Source organism: Apibacter sp. HY039, from assembly GCF_004023655.1.
GTDB lineage: Bacteria > Bacteroidota > Bacteroidia > Flavobacteriales > Weeksellaceae > Apibacter > Apibacter raozihei.
The window spans coordinates 42,552-67,623 of sequence record NZ_SAYM01000006.1 but is presented as its reverse complement, the minus strand read 5'-3'; the positions used below and the strand labels follow the sequence as shown (position 1 = coordinate 67,623).

Annotated in this window: 22 protein-coding genes; 18 read left to right on the top strand and 4 right to left on the bottom strand. The window is 32.3% G+C overall.

Annotated features, from left to right (window positions below; all coding sequences use genetic code 11):
* Positions 1-10: 10 nt before the first annotated feature.
* Complete coding sequence (locus EQ921_RS11705) at positions 11-712, bottom strand: Crp/Fnr family transcriptional regulator (protein ID WP_128331787.1); 702 nt, start codon at positions 710-712, stop codon at positions 11-13.
* Positions 713-813: 101 nt separating this feature from the next.
* Between EQ921_RS11705 and EQ921_RS11700 the strand changes: the two genes are divergently transcribed.
* From EQ921_RS11700 to EQ921_RS11655, 10 genes are all read left to right on the top strand, one after another.
* The gene (locus tag EQ921_RS11700) at positions 814-3,195 is read left to right on the top strand and encodes a heavy metal translocating P-type ATPase metal-binding domain-containing protein (RefSeq protein WP_128331786.1); all 2,382 of its coding nucleotides are present in this window, start codon (positions 814-816) and stop codon (positions 3,193-3,195) included.
* 119 nt (positions 3,196-3,314) lie between these two features.
* Positions 3,315-3,506, top strand: a complete 192-nt coding sequence (ccoS, locus tag EQ921_RS11695) for a cbb3-type cytochrome oxidase assembly protein CcoS (RefSeq protein WP_128149673.1) — start codon at positions 3,315-3,317, stop codon at positions 3,504-3,506.
* An 18-nt stretch (positions 3,507-3,524) separates the two neighbouring features.
* Positions 3,525-5,759, top strand: coding sequence for a cytochrome-c oxidase, cbb3-type subunit I (gene ccoN / locus EQ921_RS11690; RefSeq protein ID WP_128331785.1), 2,235 nt, complete (start codon positions 3,525-3,527; stop codon positions 5,757-5,759).
* 3 nt (positions 5,760-5,762) lie between these two features.
* Positions 5,763-5,948 (top strand): hypothetical protein, encoded by a 186-nt coding sequence (locus EQ921_RS11685; RefSeq protein ID WP_128331784.1) that lies wholly within the window; start codon positions 5,763-5,765, stop codon positions 5,946-5,948.
* Positions 5,949-5,967: 19 nt separating this feature from the next.
* Positions 5,968-6,954, top strand: a complete 987-nt coding sequence (locus tag EQ921_RS11680; protein WP_128149667.1) for a cbb3-type cytochrome c oxidase N-terminal domain-containing protein — start codon at positions 5,968-5,970, stop codon at positions 6,952-6,954.
* Positions 6,955-7,118: 164 nt separating this feature from the next.
* Entirely contained in the window at positions 7,119-8,582 is a 1,464-nt protein-coding gene (ccoG, locus tag EQ921_RS11675) for a cytochrome c oxidase accessory protein CcoG (protein WP_128331783.1), read from the top strand.
* A 3-nt stretch (positions 8,583-8,585) separates the two neighbouring features.
* Positions 8,586-9,047, top strand: a complete 462-nt coding sequence (locus tag EQ921_RS11670; RefSeq protein ID WP_128331782.1) for a FixH family protein — start codon at positions 8,586-8,588, stop codon at positions 9,045-9,047.
* Positions 9,038-9,763, top strand: a complete 726-nt coding sequence (locus EQ921_RS11665) for a sulfite exporter TauE/SafE family protein (RefSeq protein ID WP_128149661.1) — start codon at positions 9,038-9,040, stop codon at positions 9,761-9,763. The genes EQ921_RS11670 and EQ921_RS11665 overlap by 10 nt, the downstream gene beginning before the upstream one ends.
* Before the next feature lie 78 nt (positions 9,764-9,841).
* Positions 9,842-10,588: an ABC transporter permease gene (locus tag EQ921_RS11660; RefSeq protein ID WP_164875236.1), complete on the top strand. Its 747-nt coding sequence runs from the start codon at positions 9,842-9,844 to the stop codon at positions 10,586-10,588.
* The gene (locus tag EQ921_RS11655; protein WP_128149657.1) at positions 10,588-11,361 is read left to right on the top strand and encodes an ABC transporter ATP-binding protein; all 774 of its coding nucleotides are present in this window, start codon (positions 10,588-10,590) and stop codon (positions 11,359-11,361) included. The genes EQ921_RS11660 and EQ921_RS11655 overlap by 1 nt, the downstream gene beginning before the upstream one ends.
* 11 nt (positions 11,362-11,372) lie before the next feature.
* Here EQ921_RS11655 and EQ921_RS11650 read toward each other — a convergent pair whose 3' ends face one another.
* Both EQ921_RS11650 and EQ921_RS11645 read right to left on the bottom strand, forming a co-directional pair.
* The gene (locus EQ921_RS11650; RefSeq protein ID WP_228427696.1) at positions 11,373-12,467 is read right to left on the bottom strand and encodes a mannose-1-phosphate guanylyltransferase; all 1,095 of its coding nucleotides are present in this window, start codon (positions 12,465-12,467) and stop codon (positions 11,373-11,375) included.
* Complete coding sequence (locus EQ921_RS11645; RefSeq protein WP_128331781.1) at positions 12,451-13,080, bottom strand: transcription elongation protein SprT; 630 nt, start codon at positions 13,078-13,080, stop codon at positions 12,451-12,453. Before EQ921_RS11645 ends, EQ921_RS11650 begins: the two co-directional genes overlap by 17 nt.
* Before the next feature lie 164 nt (positions 13,081-13,244).
* On the opposite strand from EQ921_RS11645, the gene EQ921_RS11640 reads away from it, so the two are divergent.
* The 8 genes from EQ921_RS11640 (at position 13,245) to EQ921_RS11605 (ending at position 24,458) form a co-directional block, all read left to right on the top strand.
* Entirely contained in the window at positions 13,245-14,462 is a 1,218-nt protein-coding gene (locus EQ921_RS11640) for a regulatory iron-sulfur-containing complex subunit RicT (protein ID WP_128331780.1), read from the top strand.
* 12 nt (positions 14,463-14,474) lie between these two features.
* Positions 14,475-14,924, top strand: a complete 450-nt coding sequence (locus tag EQ921_RS11635; protein ID WP_128149651.1) for a gliding motility lipoprotein GldH — start codon at positions 14,475-14,477, stop codon at positions 14,922-14,924.
* 23 nt (positions 14,925-14,947) lie between these two features.
* Positions 14,948-17,350: a penicillin-binding protein 1A gene (locus EQ921_RS11630; RefSeq protein WP_128331779.1), complete on the top strand. Its 2,403-nt coding sequence runs from the start codon at positions 14,948-14,950 to the stop codon at positions 17,348-17,350.
* Positions 17,351-17,432: 82 nt separating this feature from the next.
* Entirely contained in the window at positions 17,433-18,143 is a 711-nt protein-coding gene (locus EQ921_RS11625; RefSeq protein ID WP_128149647.1) for a hypothetical protein, read from the top strand.
* Between the two features lie 73 nt (positions 18,144-18,216).
* Complete coding sequence (locus EQ921_RS11620; protein WP_128331778.1) at positions 18,217-18,897, top strand: LysE family translocator; 681 nt, start codon at positions 18,217-18,219, stop codon at positions 18,895-18,897.
* A gap of 114 nt (positions 18,898-19,011) precedes the next feature.
* Positions 19,012-21,465 carry a TonB-dependent receptor domain-containing protein gene (locus EQ921_RS11615; protein ID WP_164875632.1) on the top strand — a complete coding sequence of 818 codons (2,454 nt, stop codon included), beginning with the start codon at positions 19,012-19,014 and terminating at the stop codon, positions 21,463-21,465.
* Positions 21,466-21,836: 371 nt separating this feature from the next.
* Positions 21,837-23,684, top strand: coding sequence for a M1 family metallopeptidase (locus EQ921_RS11610; RefSeq protein ID WP_128331776.1), 1,848 nt, complete (start codon positions 21,837-21,839; stop codon positions 23,682-23,684).
* A gap of 6 nt (positions 23,685-23,690) precedes the next feature.
* Positions 23,691-24,458: a type III pantothenate kinase gene (locus EQ921_RS11605; RefSeq protein ID WP_128149639.1), complete on the top strand. Its 768-nt coding sequence runs from the start codon at positions 23,691-23,693 to the stop codon at positions 24,456-24,458.
* A gap of 113 nt (positions 24,459-24,571) precedes the next feature.
* Here EQ921_RS11605 and EQ921_RS11600 read toward each other — a convergent pair whose 3' ends face one another.
* Entirely contained in the window at positions 24,572-24,970 is a 399-nt protein-coding gene (locus tag EQ921_RS11600; protein WP_128331775.1) for a hypothetical protein, read from the bottom strand.
* Positions 24,971-25,072: the final 102 nt, after the last annotated feature.

Below are 25,072 nucleotides of genomic sequence, written 5' to 3'. Positions count from 1 at the left end.
TTTAAATCCGTTAAAGGGTAACATGCCCCAAGCGGGTCAATTTCCGGTGGCCAAGAATTTTTATTCTTCTTCCTTCCACCTCGATGAGTCCATCGGTTTTGAATTCGGAAATAAGACGAATTGCACTTTCAGTTGCAGTTCCGATTAAGTTAGCCATTTCTTCCCTTGTAAGGCTTATTTTTATAAAGCCTTCATTGTCAATACCTAACTTGTTCTCAAGTAGCAAAAGGATCTCAGCTAATCGTTCACGAACCGTCTTTTGCGCAAGAAGGGTAATAGTTTTGCCGGCTTCTCCTAAATCCTGAGATATTTTTTTCAAAACATCAAAAGATACCTTGGAACTTACCTCTAATAATTTATGAAAAATTATTTCAGGAATGTAAACAACCGTAACATCGTCAAGAACAGTACAGGATGCGCTGAAAGTTTCCCCTCCCAATAAAGAGCGGTATCCTACAATATCTCCTTTCTTAACAAAACGTAAAATTTGTTCTTTTCCATTAAAACCGCTTCTGTAAAGTTTGGCTGTCCCGTGAAGCATTCCGTAAATTCCTGTAGGTTTGTATCCTTCGTGAATTATTTCCTGACCTTTTTCATAATGAATTTCTTTCATCTCTTTGTCAAGAATTTCAAGTTCTTCTTTGGTGAATTGACTCAAAATTTCTTTGCTCTTCAATTCCGATATAATCAGCTCAACTGAATGTTTCGGCATGATATTAGTCATATTTTTAAGTAAAATTGACTACAAAAATAATGTTTTATTTTTAAATAAAACAATAACTTTGTACACATCTATTAATGGTATAAAGAGTTATGACTGAGAATTGTTTTCATTGTGGACAAAAAATTGAAGATGTCAAAATTGAATTCGATCAAAAAATATTTTGTTGCAATGGGTGCAAAACAGTTTTCGAGATTTTAAATCAGAATAATCTTTCCAATTACTATGAGCTGAATACAAAAGCAGGAATCAAGCCTGAATCTGCTCCGTCTCATTTTGAATTTCTGGATACACCTCAGATATTTGAAAAAATCATTGATTATTCTGAAGACGGAATAACACTGGTTACTTTTAAAATTCCCGTTATTCATTGTAGCGCCTGCGTATGGTTATTAGAAAGTCTTAAAAATATAAATAAAAATATTATTTATTCAACTGTAAATTTCACTACAAAAACAGTTCAGATAGCTTACAGGCATGAGGCTTACAAATTAAGCGAGCTTGCAAATTTTCTTACTGATTTAGGATATAAACCAATAATTAATCTGGAGACAGTTGATAAAAAACCTGAAAAAATAGACAGAACTTTAATTATTAAAATAGGGATTGCAGGGTTTGCCTTTGGAAATATTATGCTTTTAGCTTTTCCTGAATTTTTAGGGCAAAATGGAGATACCTGGTTAGAACAATACAATCATCTTTTCAGAATTTTGATGTTTGTACTTTCCCTTCCCGTGATGCTATATTGTGCATCTGATTATTATAAATCTGCTTGGGGAGCCTTAAAACATGGGATTTTAAATATTGACTTACCTATTGTCATTGGGATCTTTGCATTATTTTTCAGAAGTTGTTATGAAGCATATGAAGGATTAAGTAACGGATATTTTGATTCGCTCTGCGGATTGTTGTTCTTTATGCTACTAGGTAAATATTTCCAGCAGAGAACCTATAGAACCTTGGCGTTCGACAGGGATTATAAATCTTTTTATCCTATAGCGGTTACCCGAATAGATAAAGGTAAACAAGAAAATGTTTTAATATCAAACCTGCATGTTGGAGATAGAATTTTGATAAGGAATAATGAAATTATTCCCGCAGATTCAATCTTAATTCGTGGTCAGGCTTATATTGATAACAGTTTTATTACAGGAGAATCCAGGTTAATTGAGAAAAATAGTGGTGAGAAAATTTATGCCGGAGGTAAGCAAATAGGTACAGCACTAGAATTGGAAATCATTAAAGAAGTGAATCAGAGTTATCTTACTCGTTTGTGGAACAATGAAGCATTTAAAAAGGAAGATTCCGTACTTAATACCATTACCAATAATATTAGCAAGTATTTTGTAGTAGTAATTCTCACTATTACCGTTTTAAGTGCTCTATATTGGTATTTTGTAGAAAAAAACACTTCACAAATGTATCAGGTGATTTCAGCAATTTTAATCGTAGCATGTCCCTGTGCGCTTGCACTTTCTGCACCCTTTACCATTGGAAATATGATGCGTGTATTCGGGAATAAAAAATTTTACGTCAAAGATGCTGTTACCATTGAGAAGTTATCAAAAATTAGTCACATAGTATTTGATAAGACAGGTACTCTTACTGTTAACAAAGCAGCTAAAATCAGTTATATTGGTGAAAAATTAAATGAAACCGAGTTAAAAAAATTAAAATCTCTTTTACAAAATTCAAGTCATCCCTTAAGTCGAAGTCTGTACGATTTTATACCTGTGGCTACTGACTATACAAATGTTTCAGAATATGAAGAAATTTTAGGGAAGGGGATCAAAGGGAAAATTGATAAAGATTACTTGTTGGTAGGCTCATCGAGTTTTGTCAATGATGAAAAACTCTTACAGCAGGAAACTTCCGTTCATATAAGTATCAATGGAGTTAACAAAGGATATTATGTTTTTCAGAATCAATATAGACCGGGAATAACTCAGACAATCCAGTCCCTGCATTCATATCCTATTACGTTATTGAGCGGAGACAATAGTTCTGAAAGACAGGTTTTAGAAAATATATTTCCCGAAGGAACCACTATGGAATTTAACCAATCACCTCAAGACAAGCTGGAATACATAAAAGCACTTCAGCTCAAAGGAGAAAAAGTGATGATGCTGGGTGACGGATTAAACGATGCGGGCGCATTAAAACAAGCGAATGTGGGTGTAGCTATTTCTGATGATGTTAATAGTTTTACTCCTTCTTCAGATGCTATTTTAGATGGAAATAACTTTACTTTTTTACCCGTTTATTTAAAATTATCTAAAACAGCAATGACCATAGTGGTATTATGTTTTTTTATAAGTTTTTGTTATAATATTATTGGATTAAGTTTTGCTGTTTCTGGTAAATTATCTCCACTGGTAGCTGCAATTCTGATGCCTGTAAGCTCTATATCCGTAGTTACATTTACGACTTTAACAACTTTATTTGTAGGTTATAAGGCATTTAAAAGTCAATAAAAAACAAAAGCATTAATAATGTATTATTTAGAATTATTCTAAATTTCGTGCCAGATTCACAAATATGATATAAATCATTATCACTCCAACCAAATAAAATGTATTTTTGTCCAATAGGTATGGAAATATTATATTTAATGATATTATGCAGTGTGTCTTTAGCTGTGATTTTTTTAATTCTTTTTATTTACGGGATGAAAAAAGGACAGTTTGATGACGATGAATCTCCCGCAGTTAGAATATTGTTTGATTCGGAAGAAAATCAACCTAAAGAAGATTCAGATAAAAAAGAAGACAAAAAGAATATTTAAAGTAACTACACAATAAAGATGGAAACACAGAAATTTTCGTATGACAACAAAATAACAAGAGCTTTTGCTTATGCGACAATACTTTGGGGTGTTGTTGGTTTTATAGTAGGGCTTACAGTTGCTGCGTTGTTATTTATTCCAACATTACCAGAATTTATTTTCGGAAGTGGAGGTTCCGATTTAGCAAAATCTCACGGATTTCTAGGTTACGGAAGACTAAGAATGCTGCATACCAGTGCAGTAATTTATGCTTTTGTAGGTAACGGAATTTTTACAGGATTTTATTATTCAACTCAGAGATTACTGAAAACCAGAACTAATGATTTGCTTGCCTGGATACATTTCTGGGGATGGCAGTTAATTATTGTTCTTGTTGTTGTAACATTCTTAATGGGGCTAAATACTTCAAAAGAATATGCGGAGCATGAATGGCCGATAGATATTTTGGTAGCTGTTATCTGGGTATTGTTCGGATTAATAATGTTTATTGCCATTGCTCAAAGAAGAGTAAGCCACATGTATGTTGCTATCTGGTTTTATATAGCAACATGGATAGGTATTACTTTATTATGGGTGTTTAATAACTTAGCCATCCCATTAGACGGAAATATTCTGAATCCTAAAAGTTATTCAATCTACTCAGGAGTTCAGGATGCTATGGTTCAATGGTGGTTTGGACATAATGCGGTAGCATTCTTTTTAACAACTCCGGTTTTAGGATTAATGTACTATTATATGCCTAAGGCTGCGAATCGCCCGGTGTTTTCATACAAACTATCTATAATACATTTCTGGTCGCTTATTTTTGTGTATATGTGGGCAGGTCCTCACCATTTACTATATACATCATTACCTGGTTGGGCTCAAATGTTAGGGACTTCATTCTCAATTATGCTTATAGCACCTTCCTGGGGAGGTATGCTTAACGGATTGTTAACTCTGAGAGGAGCCTGGGATAAAGTAAGAGAAGATCCGGTTCTTAAAATGTTTGTAGTTGCTGTAACTTGTTACGGTATGGCTACTTTCGAAGGTCCGTTATTAGCAACAAAAACTTTAAATAAAATAGGACATTTTACCGATTGGGTAATTGGGCACGTTCATATAGGAGCTTTAGGTTGGAATGGATTTATGATCTTCGGAATCATTTATTTTATTGTTCCAAGATTATATAAAACAAAATTATATTCAGTTAAATTAGCGAATTGGCATTTCTGGTTAGGTACTTTAGGAATTATTTTATACGCAATCCCTATGTACATGAGTGGGTTTACACAAGGATTAATGTGGAAACAGTTTAATCCGGACGGAACTTTGGTTACCAAAAATTTCTTGGAAACCGTAACTTCACTAAGATATTTCTTTATATTCAGATTTATTGGAGGACTGTTGTATTTGTCTGGAGCTTTATTGCTTGTAATTAATATAATTGCTACAGCCAGAAAAGGTACTTTTGAAGCAAATGAAGCCGCTGAAGCGCCAGCGTTGAGGCTTTCTAATAAAAAAGGAGCTAATGAAAAAACGCATTCATGGTTAGAGAGAATGCCTTTATTTTTCTCTGTTTTATCTTTTGTTGCTTTAGCAGCAGGGGGAGCCGTAGAAGTTTTACCAACCATATTTGTTAAATCAAACATACCTCAGATTACTAGCGTAAAACCTTATACACCTTTAGAATTAGAAGGTAGAGATTTATATATAAGAGAAGGTTGTAATGCCTGCCACTCTCAAATGGTTCGTCCTTTCAGAGATGAGGTTGTTAGATACGGAGACTATTCTAAAGCCGGAGAATATATTTATGATAGACCTTTCCTTTGGGGATCTAAAAGAACAGGACCCGATTTACATAGAGAAGGGGGTAAAAACCCAAGTTCATGGCACTTTACACACATGTTGGATCCAAGAGAAACTTCTCCAGGTTCAATTATGCCTCGATATCCTTGGCTAATTTATAATAAACTGGATGTATCCAGAACTAAGCAAAAACTGGAATTAATGAAAAATTGGTTTGGTGTGCCTTATGATCAGAAAAATGATATAGATAGTTGTCAATCAAGGATGAATACTCAGGCAGAAGAAATTGTTGCCAGTATATTTGCTGACAGGCCAGATTACAAAGAAGGTTTTGCGCAATCAGCGAAAGAAGATGGGGCTAATTTCGTTCCATTGGAAAAGAGAGAAATAATAGCTTTAATTGCATATTTACAAAGATTAGGTACTGATATCAAAAAAACAGAAGTACAAACAGCAAGTAAATAAAGGATGCTCAAATTTTATAATAAAATAATTGCAGGAACAGACCATGCCGTAGCTTATCAAAGCGCTGCACTCCTGCTTTTTGTTCTCTTTTTCATAGGCATGACTTATGTCGTAATGAAAAAACCAAAGGATTATTATAAAGACATGAGCGATATGCCATTGGAAGAAGAAGATAATAAGGAAAAATAATAAAATACTAATAAGAAAAATGAAACCTAGAACACCCTTTGTAGTTAATCTGGTGATTGCAGTTTTTATAATTACTGCAGCATTTAATATGTTCTTGCAAAGTTTTGACTTTATAACCAGTCCTATATTTTTAGCTACTATTTCAGTTTCAATAGTATTGTTGCTAATTAACAATTCCCTCAATTCTTTAATTGATGCGGAAAAGTTCAAACAACTTTCTGAAGAGGAGAAAAAAGAATATTTAGAACTTTTAAAAACTCCTTTTTTTACAAGAGTCTGGAAAGATGCCTTTAAGAAAAGTAAAGAAGAAGAATCTGGAGAAATCGGAATTTTGGATCATGGATATGATGGTATTCAAGAACTAGATAACCAACTTCCTAAGTGGTATATTGGGTTATTTGCTGTTACCATTGTATACGGTGTCGTATACTTTATTGCATATAGCTTTACGGATTTTGCACACCCCTATGCGGAGTATGACGAAGAATATAAAACTCAATTAGCAGAGATTGCGGAATATGAAAAAATTGCTCCACAAGCAACTCTGGAAACAGCTGAATATAATCCGGATTGGGTGGAAGATGGTAAAGTAATATATGAACAGGTTTGCAAAACTTGTCATGGAGAAGGTGCTACCGGACAATCAGGGCCTAATCAGACCGATGATTATTGGATAAATATTGTTGAACAGGATGAATTCAAAAATATGTTTTCAGTGGTATGGAACGGGAGTAAAAACGATCCGACCATGAGACCTTTTGGCGCAACAGGTGAACTTAAAGGGAATGATATTGTTAAAGTAGCTAGTTATCTGTACTATTTAAATACGAATACTAAGAAAAATCCTGACGGTTCTACTCCAGGGAAGGCTCCTCAGGGAAGCATTGCTCCGTGGGTTAAAAATGCATCATCTGAAGCTGCTGCAGCAAAATCTGAAGGAAAAGATGTAAAAGTATCTGAATCAGCTGGAACAGCAAAATCTGATTCGGCATCTACATCTAAATAATAATAAAATATTTGGAAAAGAAGGTCTGTTTATTTCCTAATTAAACAGACCTTTTACCTTTCTGACTGTTTGAAAATCAATCACATTTGACTAGGTTTATAATTTGTATTTTAAACTTAAGTTCAGTAAATTTGTATGAACCCCAACATCTTAAATTTTAAAAAATGTCTCAGGAAACAGAAGATAAAAATAAAACTACTATAGAGGGGAAAACTGAAGATTTTAGAGAAAGTCTTGCCACTGCCGAAGAATCCGGAAAAAGAAAATGGGTATTTGCTAAAAAACCACACGGTAAATATACACGGTACAGAGACATTGTAAGTGCTACATTGCTTATACTCCTTTTTGCTTTTCCATTTATTACCACTCCCGGAGGTAATCCGATTTTCCAGTTTGATATATTAAACCGGCAATTTTATGTATTCGGATCTTATTTTTCACCCTCAGATTTTTATCTGTTTGGGATTGGATTGGTAACTACAGTAGTGTTTATTATTGTTTTTACCGTTATTTACGGACGAATATTCTGTGGATGGATTTGTCCTCAGACCATATTCATGGAGCATGTATTCAGGAAAATAGAATTTTTGGTTGATGGAGATAGAAATAAGCAGATACGCCTTTCAAAACAAGAGTGGGATAGTGAGAAAATAAGAAAAAGACTATTGAAATGGACTCTTTTTGCCATTTTTTCCTTTGTAGTATCTAATCTTTTTCTTACTTATATTTTTGGTAAAAAGGAAATGCTAAAAATGATTGTTGAAGGGCCAACTAAAAATATGACTCTATTTGTTTCTTTGATCATATTTACAGCACTTTTTTATTTTGTATTCGCCTGGTTCAGAGAACAAGTTTGTACGTTTGTTTGTCCATACGGTAGACTTCAGGGAGTATTAATAGATAAAGATACAATCAATATTACCTATGATTTTGTAAGAGGAGAAGGAACCGCCGGAAGATCAAAATGGCGTAAAAATGAAGATAGAAAAGCTTTAGGCAAAGGAGACTGTATTGATTGCGGTCAATGTGTGGTAGTTTGTCCGACAGGAATTGATATCAGAAATGGAAATCAACTGGAATGTGTTAATTGTACTGCCTGTATAGATGCATGTGATGATGTCATGACTAAGATAGGTCTGCCTACAGGACTAATCAGATATGCCTCAGAAGACATGATTGAAAAACGGACCAAGTTTAAATTTAACACTAGAATCATAGCTTATACAGCTGTCTTATTTATTTTGGTTTCCGTATGTATGTCCCTACTGTTTATAAGATCCAATGTTGAAACTAAATTTCTTAAAGTAGTAGGTACTCAGTTTACCATTGAAGATAATCAGGTTATAAATGAATATCAATTTATATTTATAAATAAAACTACTGATAAAAAGACATTAAACGTAAAAGTACTTAAGCCCGAAAATGCAGATATATTTCTTATGGGATATGGTACACATTTATATATAGATTCTAAAAGGACAATCAAAGGAACAGCCACAGTCAAGATACCGCAGTCATTATTAAAGCATACCAAGGAAGAAATAATTATTGCTGTATTCGATGACCAAGGTAATAAAATAGATGAATATAAAACCAACTTTATAGGACCTTTAAAAGAGAGATTTTAACATATGAAATTTAAATTTACCTGGGCTCATGGAATTATTATTGCATTAGCCAGTTTTATTATTTTTATCAGCTATATGGTTTTTACCATAGAATTTTCAAAGAATTCCTTTGATTTAGTAACTGATGATTATTACGAAGACGAAATTTATTTTCAGAAGGAGATTGATGCCATAGAAAGGGCTCAAAAATTAGCAGAAAAACCTCAGGTTTCTATTTTAGAGTCTCAGGGAATCAAAATAACCTTTCCAAAAGATTTTAATTCATTAAATACAACTGGAAGGTTTCAATTGTTCAGAGCGAATTCAAAAGACCTTGATATTAATAAAAAATCATTGGACTTTGAGACAGGTAATTCAATTCTGATTCCAGTTAAACTCTTAGTTAAAGGTAACTATGTTTTAAAGCTATATTGGGAAAAAGATAAAGATAAATATCAAATGGAAATACCTATCGTATGGAAATAGGAATTTATATATACGCATTATCTCTGGGATTGTTGACCGGATTTCATTGTGTAGGTATGTGTGGACCCATAGCATTTTCATTAGGACTGGATGCTAATAATAAATTTAAGTTTTATTCCCAAAATGTTTTATATCAGTTGGGTAGAATAACCACTTATTCGCTTTTAGGAGGTATTTTAGGAATAGTTGGTAAAAGTTTTGATATAGCAGGTTATCAAAAATATATTTCAATATTGGCAGGAGTATTGCTAATTCTTATGGTCTTACTTCCTGGTAAAACAACAGAAATAAGCAATAACTTCAAGCCTGTAAACAAACTAATGATTAAAGTTAAAATTTTTTTAGGCCAATACCTTCATAAAAAAGATAATACATCCAGATACTTTACAGGAATTTTAAATGGTTTTTTACCTTGCGGAGCGGTTTATGCTGCATTGGCTGCATCTATAGCTGCAGGAGGAATAATACAGGGAATGACCTTTATGACTATATTTGGAATAGGTACTTTTCCATTTATGTTTATTACGGTTTTAGCAGGAAAATTTATCGGAGTTAAGATAAGAACTAAAATTGTGAGACTATTTCCTTATTTTATAGTATTGCTTGGTATACTTTTTATACTAAGAGGTATGGGATTAGGTATACATATGATATCTCCTTCAGATAAATCTTTAAAACTAGAACAGAAAACAACTAAAAGAAATTGTTGCGAATAATTTAAATTTTATAACTCTGTTTTCACAAAATATCACATTATTATTAAAAACAAAAAAAAGTAGTAACTTCGCACCGTTATGGGGATGATATCAAACATTGGTTCATATTCTCTTTTGATGGTAAGGGTTTTCAAAAAACCTCAAAAGAGAAGAATCTTTAGAAAAAGTTTACTTAGGGAAATAAATGATTTAGGAATCAATTCAGTAGGATTGGTTGCTTTTACATCTTTTTTTGTAGGTGCAGTAGTTGCAATACAAATGTTTAACAATTTCAAAACTTCTTCGTTTCCTATTCCAGATTACTATGTTGGATATGCTACCAAGGTAGTTTTAATATTAGAGTTTTGCCCAACAATTATAAGTATTGTATTGGCAGGAAAAGTAGGCTCTTTTATAGCTTCAAGTATTGGTACAATGAGAGTAACCGAACAGATTGATGCCCTAGAGATTATGGGAGTAAATACACCTTCTTACCTAATACTTCCGAAGGTGGTCGCATCTTTATTTTTCAATCTAATCCTTATAATGATTAGTATCACTATGGGGATTTTAGGAGGTTATTATGCCGGAGATTTAACCGGAAGCTGGGCTTCCGTAGATTATTTACAAGGTTTGCAAATGGCATCTCCGGATTTCTTCATATACTATTGTTTCATCAAAACTTTGGTTTTTGCTTTTATGATTGCTACAGTTCCTTCTTTTTACGGTTATTATGTAAAAGGGGGTTCACTGGAAGTGGGACATAACAGTACACAGGCAGTTGTTTGGACAACAGTCTTAATCATTATTACCAATCTAATGTTAACCCAATTGTTACTAGACTAATGATTACAGCTAATAATATAACCAAATCATTTGATGGAGTAGAGGTACTGAAAGGAATTACCGCTAAATTTGAAAAAGGGAAAACTAATCTAATTATAGGACAGAGTGGTTCTGGTAAAACGGTGTTCTTAAAATGTTTATTGGGTCTTTTTGAACCAACTTCCGGAGAAATTCTTTATGAAGATATAAATGCCTCTAAGCTAACAACCATGGAAAGGCAAAAGCTGAGAAGTGAAATAGGGACTGTCTTTCAAGGAAGTGCTTTATTCGATTCAATGACTGTTGAGCAAAATGTGAAATTTCCTTTGGAAATGTTTTCAGACATGTCTGAAAAAGTGATGCGAGAAAGAGTTAATGAGGTTTTGGATAGAGTGAATTTAAGTACCGCAGGAAAAAAATTTCCATCAGAAATATCCGGAGGTATGCAAAAAAGAGTAGCTATAGCCAGGGCTATTGTTAATAATCCTAAATATTTATTTTGCGATGAGCCTAATTCAGGGTTGGATCCTCAAACTTCTCAGTTGATTGATAAACTCATTCATGAAATAACAAAGGAATACAATACCACAACCATTATCAATACACATGATATGAATTCCGTACTAGAAATAGGAGAAAAAATTGTTTACCTTAAAAATGGTTATAAAGAGTGGGAGGGTAATAAAGATACCATTGTTACTGCAGATAACCCGGCATTGCAGGAATTTGTATTTTCTTCAAGGATATTTAAAATGGCAAGAGAAGCTATGATACACCATATTGATAAGAAGTAATAGTTTTATGATTACATAAAACTATCACCCTCTTCCAATTTTTTAATATTTTCAAGATATTCTTTTATTTTTTGATCTTTGTCTCTTGGGCAAATCAATAAAGCATCGCTCGTATCAACAATTATAAAATCTTCAAGACCATCAATAATAAACATTTTATTATTCTGATTCGTTTTTATAATTGTATTTTTTGTATTATAAGTGTGAATGAATTTTCCATGTACGGCATTACCTTCTTCATTCTTACTAAAATTTTCATATAATGCATTCCATGTACCTAGATCGCTCCAACCGAAAGACGAAGGGATTACCCAAACGTTAATCGACTTTTCAAGTATACCGTAATCAATAGAAATCTTTTCAATTTGCTTATAGATATTATCTACTGCAATATATTCACTATCAGTATTGTATTTATTTTTAGCTGACTCAAATATTTTAAACATTTCAGGAAGATATTTTTCAAAAGAATGAAGAATACTTTTTGCAGACCATATAAAAATTCCTGAATTCCATAAAAAGTTTTTAGATTGCAAAAAAATCTTTGCAGTTTCAAGATCAGGTTTCTCTTTGAAAGATTTAACTTTATGCAAAGAGCCTTTTGTTTCGTTTTCAAATTCTATATATCCGTACCCCGTGTCAGGACGAGTGGGTGTAATGCCCAGTGTAATGAGTATATTTTCTTTTTCAGCTTGTTCAAGGGCTAATAAAATATTAGAGGAAAAGGCATCTTCATCAATGATTAAATGATCGGAAGGAGCAACAACAATAGCAGATTCCGGATTTAATTGGAAAATTTTTTCTGCCATGTATAAATTACAGGCAGCTGTATTCATCATTTGAGGCTCTCCTATAACCTGAGAATTTGAAATTTTAGGTAATTGTTCTAAGGTAAGATTTACATATTCATTATTAGTAATAATATAAATATTTTCATCAGGAATAACTTTAGCTATTCTTTCAAAAGTTTGTTGAATTAGTGTTTTGCCTGTACCTAAAATATCGTGAAATTGTTTTGGGAATTTAGAAGTACTCATTGGCCAAAAACGGCTGCCAATACCTCCTGCCATTATTACACAATAATGATTTTTACTCTTTTTCTTCATAATAATTTACTTCCTCAATCGGAGCATTTCCATCAATGAGGTATTTTTTATTCGTCTTTTCTTCGATGCAAATATAACGAGATTTTGCTTTTTCAAGTTTAAAAAATGTTCGATTCTTAATTTTGAAAGGATAATTGTGTTTTAAATCCTTTAATAATAATTGATTAGGATTTTGTAATCTGTTGAAATATTCAGATAAATTCTTGTCAGCGTAATAACTTGCTTTAGGATTTTTTGCATATTTCATAATGAGTATTTTTAAGTCTGCTTCATACACCTCAATGCTTTCGAACAAAAGAGAAGAAAATACACTTTTCCATTCTTTTCCGTGTGGAAGTATACTGCGAGAATATTGGTCAAAAGCAATTAAATGGGCGATTTCGTGAGTTAATGTTAAAAAACAAAGAGATGGAGGCATGCCTGCATTAATAGTGATTTTATGAGGTGTTCCTTTCATAGGGTATCTGTAATCCCCCAATTTAGTATCTCTGGGATTTTTAATAATTAAGTGAAACCAGTAAGGATGCAGCCATTTTTCAATAAAAAATATGGCTTTATCATTCATATGTACAGAGAGTTTAGAATAATCAATGGGATAGGAAGAAGACTTCATTTTATTTTTAGATAAATAGGAAGTGAAAGTACGAAAAATTTAATAATTGAATATAGTTGAAATAATATATGAGCCTATTGGGTAAAACAATTAATATTAAAAATAAATTTAAATAATATAAAATCAAATTAACTATCTTTGTAAATTAGATTAAAATGTAAGAAATGGAAACATGTGGTTCATGTAGTTCGAATGATTTACCAAAAGGATGCAAAAATAACGGAGCTTGTGGAACAGGAAGTTGCAATACTAAATTATCAGTTTTTGACTGGCTTTCTAATATACACTCACCCATACTTGAAAATCAACCCCAATATATAGAAGTACGTTTTAAAAACGATAGAAAAGATTTTTATAAAAATGATTCATCGCTACCTATTAGTATAGGAGATGTTGTTGCTGTAGAAGGCAACTCAGGTCATGATATTGGAGTTGTCTCATTAACAGGAGAGCTTGTCAAAGTTCAGATGAGAAAGAAAAAAGCAAAGTTAGAAGAAATTCATAAGGTATACAGAAAGGCTACAGCCAAAGATATTGAAATTTGGCAAAATAATAGAAATAAAGAAAATGCAGTTATGCTTGAAGCCCGGCGAATAGCCAAAGGCTTAGGGTTACAAATGAAAATTTGTGATGCAGAATATCAGGGAGATGGCTCCAAAGTGACTTTATATTATACTGCGGAAGGACGAGTAGATTTCAGGCAGTTAATAAAGGATTACGCTATGGCTTTTAGATCGAAGATTGATATGCGTCAGATTGGCTACAGGCAGGAAAGTGCTAAAGTTGGCGGTATTGGTTCATGTGGGAGAGAATTATGTTGTTCTACCTGGCTTACAGATTTTCGTTCAGTCAATACAGCAGCGGCAAGATATCAGCAGTTATCTATCAACCCTCAAAAACTAGCAGGACAGTGTGGTAAGTTAAAATGTTGTCTCAATTTTGAGTTGGATACTTATGTAGATGCATTAGCAGATTTTCCTTCAAATCAAACTGTTTTAAATACAGAAAAAGGAAAAGCTTACTGCATTAAAGTTGATGTATTTAGAAAGCAAATGTGGTTTACATATGCGGATAATTCTATTTCATGGTATCCTATAGACATTTATGATTTACAGAAGTTAATAGAGCTCAATAAAAAAGGAATAGACATAAAACCTTTAGATGAATTAAAAGAGAAAGAGGCTCTTAAAATAGATCTTATTGAAGAAAATAATCTAAATAGATTTGAAAATAGAAATAGATCTAACAACAAAAGAAAGAATAAAAATAAATCGCAGCAAAGAAAAACCAATAAAGCGGCCAGTCCTAATCCATCTAATGAATCAAAACCTGCGGTCAATAATTCAAATCAGAAAAAGAGAGCACCCAAAAGACCTAAATAAAATATTAATTTGATGCGGACATTAGTTATAACATTTTTTTTCGCCTTACTTTTTATTCAATGCAATCATAGATACGAATATTCGGAAATGGTTCATATTAATAATTCATGGAATAAAAATGATACACTTCAGTTTGATTTTACTATTAAGAAGCCCGATGAAAAAAAGAATATAAATTTGGTTGTAAGAAATAATAATGACTATCCGTTTAGTAATTTGTATTTATTTTTAAAACTAAAACAAGGTAACACAGTATTGCGTGTAGATACATTAAAATACGAACTAGCGGATAATACAGGGAAATGGAAAGGAACAGGTGTAGGAACTGTAAAAGAAATTTATTTAGAATATAAAAAAGGTTTAGAATTTAAAAATAAAGGAGAGTATAAACTTTTAATAGTTCAGGCAATGAGGAAAGATACATTGAAAGGAATAGAAGACCTGGGAGTAAACATTGAATAAGAATATTTACCATATTATAAATTATGGAATCAACAAATAAAACGAATAATTCAAATAAAGGAGTTAAACAATTAAATTCCAGAAAAAAGTTTATTAAAAAATTCCTTTTATGGTTTTGGGGACTTTTTTTCTGCGGATTATTAGCTCTGGTTTTACTATTTGTTCTTACCATCTACGGTGTTTTTGGAGAAATGCCTAATGTAAGAGAACTTGAAAATCCGGATATCTATGTCGCATCAGAAATAATATCTTCAGATGGAGTAGTAATTCAAAAATTTGAAAAAGAAAAAAGGATACCTGTAGAATTCCAGGATTTACCTCAAACGATGGTTTATGCTTTAATGGCAAAGGAAGATGAACGATTTCCCTATCACTCAGGAGTAGATAAAAAAGCACTTTTTCGAGCTATAGTATATCGTGGTACCAGAGGAGGAGGAAGTACCATTACCCAACAATTAGCAAAACTTCTTTTTACCCAGCGGGAAGATGAAGATGGTAAACCTTCTTATAACGGTGTATCTTCAAATAAAATAGGAAGGGCTTTTCAAAAGATAAAAGAGATTATTATAGCAGTCCAGCTCGAAAGGCTGTATACTAAGGATGAAATTATAACCCTTTATTTAAATAAGTTCGATTTTCTTTATAATGCAAACGGAGTGGCCACAGCCTCAAGGGTATATTTCAATAAAGACGTAAAAGATTTATCATTATCCGAATCAGCAACGTTAGTTGCCATGCTGGAAAATCCCGTAGTTAACAATCCTAAGATTAATCCGGAAAATGCAAAAAAGAGAAGAAATGTAGTTTTATCTTTGATGAAAGAACAAAAATACATTTCTCAGGCAGACTTCGATTCAATCAAAGAAACGCCGGTAAAGATAGACTATCGTCCGGTTAAAGAAATCGGGGAAGGTTATTCCGCTTATTTTAAATATGCATTAAAACGAGAAGTCAGAGCTATTTTAAGTGATTATGAAAAGCAAACAGGAAAAAGCTATAATTTGTATAAAGATGGACTAAAAATATATGTTACCTTAGATTCCAGAATGCAAAAATATGCAGAAGAAGCTATTGAAAAACATGTAAAATACCTTCAAAATATTTTTTTTAAAGAACAAAAAGGTAGAAAGTATGCTCCGTTTTATACTTATGTTGATCAGCGCGATAAACCAATAGCCGAAGTGTATAACAGTATTATGGTTTCGGCAATGAAACGAACTCAGAGGTATAAATTTTTGAAAAACAGGAATTTAACAGATGAGCAAATTATTGAAGAGTTTAAAAAACCAATCGAGTTACAGATTTTTACATGGAAAGGCGATAAAGATACTATTATGTCACCCTGGGACTCTATCAGATATCACAAGCATATAGTACAGGCAGGATTGATGGCAATGGAACCTCATACAGGGAATATAAAAGCATGGGTGGGAGGTGTTAATTGGAAACATTTTCAGTATGACCATGTAAAACAAGCAAGACGTCAGGTAGGATCTACATTTAAACCTTTTGTTTATGCAACTGCGATTAAAAATATTAATTATACACCTTGTACCCAGGTATCCAATGCTACCTATACCAAAGGAAACTGGACGGTATACGGAAATGGGGCAATGATGACTCTTAAGTCGGCATTAGCTTTTTCAAAAAATGCTGTTACCGCTAGACTTATTGATGCTACAGGAGCTGATGCCGTTATACAAATGGCTAAGGATTTAGGAGTTGAAAGTCCTATTCCTAGAAACAATACCATAGCTTTAGGTTCTGCTGATTTAACAATATATGAAATGGTAGGAGCATATAGTACCTTTGCAAATTATGGAAACTACACCAAACCTGAAATGATTTGGAGAATTGAAGATAATAATGGAAAGGTTATAAAAGAATATGAGCCTCAAATCAGAGAAGTGATGAATGAAATCTATGCCTATACTATGATAGATTTGATGAAGGGAGTTGTTGATATAGGTACAGGACGTAGAGTTAGAGGAATGGGTATTAAAGCTGAAATAGCCGGTAAAACAGGTACGACTAATAAAAATGCTGATGGTTGGTTTATTGGTATAGCTCCTAAACTGGCTACCGGAGTATGGGTAGGTTGGGAAGATAGATATGCTCACTTTGCTTCAACTTCTATAGGGCAAGGATCGAGTATGGCCTTACCTATATGGGGGTATTTTATGCAAAAAGTTTATGCAGATAAAAAACTTGCTATTACTCAGGAAGATAAATTTGAAAAACCGGAAAGTATTGGTAATAATTTTAGCTGTGATGACTTGGCATCCTACGGAGATTATGATGGGGGATACTCGGGGCAGCGATACTATGATATTCAGGAAGAAGTAGATAACGTACCAACTCCAGCAGTACCTGAAACTGTAAATACCAAGTTGAAAAAGAAAGATTCTGTAAATTTTGATAAATAATATAACACTGGAAAGTATTTACTTTCCAGTTTTTTTTGGTAGCTAAACAATGATTAGGTTTACTTGTTTTTTAATTTTAAACATGGTATGTATAAGCTGTTCCACTGTTATAAGTACAGGAACAAAAAACCATCATTATTTGAATCATGAAAATTTCGTCTGGAAAGCTTTCCAGACAAAAGAATATATTGCCTATTATCAAGCAGGCTCAAGAGCTGATAAGAATTTGAAAATTGTTGAAGAAAAAATTAGTAAAGGTATACATCAAGCTAAAAAAGTGACAGGAATCAGCGATATACAAATTCCCGTTTATTTCTTTATAGTAGATGATGCGGAGGAGTTTTTTCGCTTGACTACTATGTCTCATACAGGAATTTCATATGCAAGAAGCAACACCATTATTGAAAGTTATTTTTTGTTAGGACAATCTCATGAAGTAGTTCATTTGCTAACGTATCAAAAGTGGGGGAATAGTAAAACATGGATCATGGAAGGCATCGCAGTATATTCAGATAATCACTGGAATGGTAAGTCGCTTGAAAAACAATGTATTCAATTATATAAAGAAAATAAATTGATTCCTTTTCATGACTTAAATAAAAAAAGGTTTCAAAGCTTTAATTCACAAATTATTTATCCACAATCGGGATGTATTGCTAAATATTTAATATCTCAATATGGTTGGGACAAATTTTTGATTTTTTGGAAGAAAAAGAATTTTCAAAAAGTATATCAGATTAGTGAAAAAGAGATGGAAACCCTTTGGATTAAATATTTACTAAAGGAAGCATAAGAAACACTCTTCTTTTCACGTTTAATAAATTAGTCAAAAAAACGTAAATTGCAAACTTATTTAAAATAACTGAATGATCTCTCTTATAACATCTGCCGTTTTAGTAGGGGTATTGCTAAGTCTTATTTTAATCGGACCAGTATTTTTTTTATTGATAGAAACTAGTCTGACTAAAGGAGTTAAACCGGCAATAGCTCTGGAAGCAGGCATTATATCCGCAGATATTTTATGCATTATCATAGCCCATCAGGGGAGTAAAGGACTTAAAAATTACATCGAAGCACACCCTTCCATATTTATGATAGCTGGATTTGTAATATTTGTTTACGGTTTATATAGTATTATGTCTAGAGGAAATTTACACCTTAGAGGTGGGGTAAATATTGCTACTACTAATTATGTAAAGACCTTTATGAATGGCTTTCTTCTCAATTTGGTTAACATAGGAGTGATTATGTTTTGGATTACAGCAATTATGATTATAGCGACTCAGTACCCCAGGCATTCTGATTTTTATATTTATATAATTATATTGCTAATTACTATGATTACCGTAGATATGTTAAAAATCTTCTTAGCTAGTAAATTTCAAAATAAATTAACAGATCAGCTTGTCTATAAAATTAAAAAAATTGTAGGTATTGCACTTATAATCTTTGGAGTGGTATTATTTTCTCAAAGTATATTTAAAAAAGAATCTGAAAATCCTATAGAATTTATTGAGAAAAACAATCCCATGAGAAAACGTCAATAGACTTATCATATCAGATAAACACAGATAAATTAAAACTCCGGTATTAAACCTTTTTATTTTTTAGTTGTCTACCACTGAGTATACCATAAATTATCCATGTTTATCAAATCAACTATGTCAGCAAAAATTTTTATTACTTTTTTAAGTACCGCATTACTATCCATACAATTATTTTCCCAAACAATTAAAGTTTCAGGAACAGTATTTACATCCGATCATCAACCGGTACCTTACGCAAGTATTACCTTAATTGATTCATCAGACGAAACAAAAGTATTTGGAGGATTAGCAAATGCTGATGGTAATTTTAATTTGGATGCATTCCCAGGAGAATTTGAAATTATGGTAGAGCAGGCTGGTTTCGAAGCATTTTACGGACAAAAAACAATTACAAAAGATAATACCTCAATAGGAGAAATATTATTGAAACCTATAAATAAAGAACAGGTTCTCGAAGGGGTTGTTGTTGAGGGTAGTCGTCCTATTTATAAAGTTGAATTAGATAAGAAAGTTTATGATGTTTCGCAAGATTTAACCGCAAAAACAGGTACACTTTCAGATGTTATGCAAAATGTACCCTCTGTAAGTGTGGATGTTGATGGTACTGTTAGTCTGAGAGGTAATGATAATGTTAAAATACTGATAGACGGTAAGCCCTCTGCTATGCTAGGTATTAATGATACAGCAGAAGCTCTTAAATCTATTTCAGCAGATATGGTTGACAGGATTGAAGTAGTTACAAATGCATCAGCAAGATATGAAGCATCAGGTACTGCAGGTATTATAAATATCATTACTAAAAAAAACAGAAAAAGAGGACTGACAGGAAATATCCAGACAATAGCAGGTTCACCTCAGCTTTACGGTACCAACATTAATCTGGGATACGGGAAAGAAAAATGGAATTGGTTTACTAACGTAGGTTTTAGATACGGAAAAAATGAAGGTACCGTTAAAAATTATTATGAAGGATATGATTCAGAAGGAAACTTAAACGAATATTCATTTCAAAACTCGGATAGAGAAAGAGAAAGAACATCAATAAATGCAACCACTGGTGTAAATATAAATTGGGATCAGAACAACTCCTTATCAACTTCCGTAGGATATAAGTACAGTACCAGTAATTATTTAAATGTAACTAATTACGATAACAAATATCTATTACCGACTTGGTCTGAGACTTTTTCAGAAAGAACTGAAAGACAAAAAAGAAACGAATACGGAATTGACGGAAATTTAAACTATACCCATAATTTTGCTAAAAAAGGGAATACATTAACTTTAGATGGTACATTTAATTATAGTCAGGATAATTCTGATTCACGAATCTATGATAAAATACTTGGAAAGAATACAAATGATAATACACAGACCCGATTTATGCTTAAGTCAGATTATGTGCTTCCAATTAAAGAAGGTTCTCAGTTTGAAGCAGGAGTAAGAGCTGATTATTCAAAAATTAAAACAAATTTTGTACTTAACGAATTAAATACAACCAGTAATGTCTGGATTGAAAATCCGGAATATACAGATAACACAAATTATGAAGAAAATGTTTTATCTGCATATCTGCAATATGGCAACCACTGGGGGGATTTTTCATTTTTGGCGGGTTTAAGAGAAGAAACTTCATATATTAAAGTACAATCATTTAAAGATAACTCATCAGTAACTAAAAATTATACAGATTTATTTCCAACCCTGCACCTTAACTATGACCTTACAGAAAAAAGTCAGCTTCAGATAAGTTATAGCAGAAGAATAAATAGACCTAACAGCCGAATGCTTAATCCGTATAAAAATATATCAAATGACCGAAATACCCGTCAGGGTAATCCTGATTTAAATCCTTCTTATACAAATTCCTTTGAATTGGGCTATAATTTACAGCAAAGAAGCTGGGGTATTACTCCTTCAGTTTATTATCAAAGAACTCAGGATCCTTTTCAAAGTGTCACCAGTTCAGATCAGTTTGGAAATCTAAATACCATGCCGATCAACATAGGACACGAAAACAGATATGGAGGAGAATTATCCTATACCTTAAGTCCATATAAATGGTGGAAAATTTTTGGAGATGTAAATTTATATCAGTACGAAAGTTTTGGAAATCATGTATACAATAAAATAGATCCGGTTTCAGGAGAAAATACAACAGTGATTGAAAATCTGGATAAAAATGGTTTTACATGGAGAACACGTCTTACCATAAATCTGAAGCTTCCGGAAAATTTTAATTTTCAAATGCAAGGAAATTATATGGGGCCTGTAAAATCCGGACAAAGTAAAAATAAAGAAATGTACGGAATGAATTTGGGAATAAGTAAAGATATATTTAAAGGTCAGGGTACATTATTATTTAATGTACAAGATGTATTTCAATCAAGGAAAAGAGAAACAGAAACTTTTGGAGAAGATTTTTATAAATATGCAGATATGAGATGGAGACCCAGACAGTTTACCATTTCATTTACCTACCGCTTCAGCAAAGAGAAATCAAAAAATGAAAAGAGGAATAAAAGTCAGCAGGAAAACGGCTCAGATTTTGAAGATGTGATGCAGTAAAAATATAAATAATAATTTGATTTAAATATAAATACTAAAGGTCGGCTATATAAGCCGACCTTGTTTGATCTTATCTTTTATTTTAAATAAAAAGCTCTGTTCATAGATCTGTCCAGTTATCATTATTTTACTTCCGGTAAAAGAATTGTTTAAAAAATAATATATAAATTAAAAGTTTATTTTAAACACTTGATGCCTTATATATGTCTGATGAATTAACTTTTAAAAAATTCATTCGTCAAAATAGTAAACAATATGTATCTTTAATCTTAATTTAGTTTTAAATTAATAAATAGAATATTCTTAATATTATATTTAAAATAGTAGGTAACTAAATAAAATAAAAACCAATTTACAAATTGTAATAATTAATGAAAAAAATATTTACTATCGGTTGTCTGTTAATGATCTTTGTTATACAATCTCAGATGCAGCAGTATTATCAGCAGCATGTTGATTATAAAATGGATATTGATGTCAATGTAAAAGACTATCAATACTCAGGAAACCAGACAATAACATATACTAATAATTCTCCGGATACCTTAAGTGTTTTTTATTTTCATTTATATTGGAATGCATTCCAGCCTAATTCAATGATGGATCAAAAGCTTCAGGAATTAGGGAAAAGTTCAGATGGCAGAATGATAACGAAGGAAGGTGTATCCCGCATATCAATTTTAAAGCCTAATGAAATAGGATATCAAAAAATTAATTCGCTGAAGCAGGAAGGCGTAGAATTAAAATTCACGGTTGAAGGAACAGTGATGAAAGTTCAGTTGGCAAAACCTATTTTACCCCATCAAGCAACTACTTTTACTATGAACTGGGAGGCGCAGGTACCTATGATGATTCGAAGAGCCGGAAGAAACAACCCTGAAGGTATTGATTTAACAATGACACAATGGTATCCTAAAGTTGCGGAATATGATTATGAAGGATGGCATACTTTCGATTATATAGCCCGAGAGTTTCAGGGAGTATTTGGTAACTTTGATGTATCTGTTACTATTGATAGTAAATATATTTTGGGAGCTGGAGGAGTTTTACTAAATCCACAGGAAGTAAAAGGTTATAGCGTTCAGTCAAAACCAATAGTAAAAAATAATAAAAGCCTATGGCATTTTAAAGCTGAGAATATTCATGATTTTGCTTGGGCCGCCGATCCTGACTATACCGTAGAAACTGTTCAGGTACCTGAGGGGCCATTAGTTTATTTAGTATACCAGAAATCTGAAAAAACGAAATATTGGGAACAAACCAAAGCTATAATTCCTCAATATTATCAAATTATGAAAGAAAATTTCGGACCTTATCCTTATCCTACCTATTCATTTATTCAGGGAGGAGATGGTGGTATGGAATACGGAATGTGTTCTATGATTTTAGGAAATGCTAAATCGTTGGAAGGTTTGGCCGGACTCATGTTTCATGAAGGATCACATTCGTGGTTTCAACAGATTTTAGCTACCAACGAAAGTATGAGAGCCTGGATGGATGAAGGATTTACCTCTTATGCAGAAAGTTTAGCTATGGCAAAAATATTTCCGGATTCTGTTAATAAAACCCCCAACGATCACATAAAAACACTTACAGGATATATAGGCTATATTAATAACAGAGTTGAGGAGCCTATGGGGTTGTTTGCAGATCATTTTAAGACTAATAACGGATATTCCGTAGCTGCTTATCTGAAAGGTGAAATATTTCTGGTTCAATTAGAATACATTGTAGGAAAACAAAATTTTCATAAAATAATGAAAACCTACTTTGATACCTGGAAATTTAAACATCCAACGGATAGAGATTTTATTCATATTGCTCAAAAAATATCCGGAATGGATTTAAAGTGGTACTGGAATTATATGACAACTACTACTCGTAAAATAGATTACAGTATTAAAGAAGTTTCGGAAAATGCAGGGAATACAGTAGTAACTCTTGAAAATATGGGAGAATTTCCTATGCCTGTAGATATATATGTAACTTATGCAGATGGTTCACAAAAAATATATACTATTCCTCTGAATATGATGCATGATGCCAAAGATCAGGAATTCGATATTCCTCAGGTTCAACTCCCTTACTGGAAATGGACACAAAAAACTTATTCATTTGAATTGCCAGTAACACTTAATAATATTAAAACTATAGAAATTGATTCAACGCAACGACTTGCGGACAGTAATATCACCAATAACATTTATAAAAATAAATAATGCACTATGCTTTTAGTTGTAAATATAGGTAATAGTAATATACGACTGGGAATTTTCAAAGACGATGAATGTGTAAATTCATGGGTTATGAATACCAAACCGTATAAAACAGAAGATGAATTGTTCTCGCAATTTAAAATGACTTATCGAAACTATGGAATCAATCCTGCTGATATAGAAGAAATAGCAGTAGGTTCGGTAGTACCGCATTTAACATATCCGGTTAGAAAATCATTAGCCCGGCTGCATGGAGTAAAAACTATTTTAGTTAGCAGGAATACTGATACCGAGTTAACTTCAGCATCACCTCAAATGGGAACAGATTTATATGCAAACGCTTATTATGCACATAAAAAATATTGCGGTAATAAAATCATAGTAGATTTTGGAACTGCTTTAACGTTGACTTGTGTGGATAAGAATGGGGAAATTAAGGGAGTTATTATTGCTGCAGGAGTTGTTACATCTTTAAACTCCTTAATAGGAGCAACTGCCCAATTGTCCGATGTAGAAATGAGGACTCCTAAAAGAGTTTTAGGAAAAACGACAGAAGAATGTATGCAAAGCGGTATAGTATTTGGTTTTTTAAGTATGGTTGAAGGATTAATTGATAGAATCAATAAGGAGCTAGGGGAAGAGACTTATGTAGTTGCAACTGGTGGAATAGGTCATCTCTTTGCTCCTCTGACTACAAAAATTGATATCTACGACCGTTTTCATACAATTAAAGGATTAAGAGAGCTTTATTTGCGCTTGAACAAGCAGCAAGATTAAACAGTTTCTTAATAAATCAATTATTGTTGTAAATATTTATCTCTTAACATTAAATTTATAAAGTTGTTGAAATATTTCAACAACTTTTTTTTATAATTAAAATAGTATGTAAACTAATTTTGAGCGCCTATTTTTTCAAGATTAGTAGCTGCCTGAAAATTTTTAAGTTTTTCATATATATTACGGGTAGACTCACCGGATTTCGATAAATTAAATATGGTAATTCCCGTTTCCATGTTAAAATAATAAGTATCCTGATTATTTTTAATCGAAAACCATTGTAAAGCTCCATTTTGAGCTTGAACACCTACCCAGTTTATAACAGCACTTTTTAAATCAAATTCGATCTGTTCATATCCAGGTTTAGATCCTTTGAAATATATTATTTCCCCATAAACGTAAAGAATTCCACTACAATCAAAACCTGTAAATTTAAAAATAGAATCATTTTTCCTCGAACTGTTAACTCTTACGGCTACTTTAAAGGAAACATTTTCGGGTAATGAATCCATAATTACCTTTTGTTTCCTTTTCCTTGATTTAAATGCTAAATAAGAGATCAAAAAAATAGGAGATACAAGTAGTAAAATAAATAAAATGATACTCAATATTAG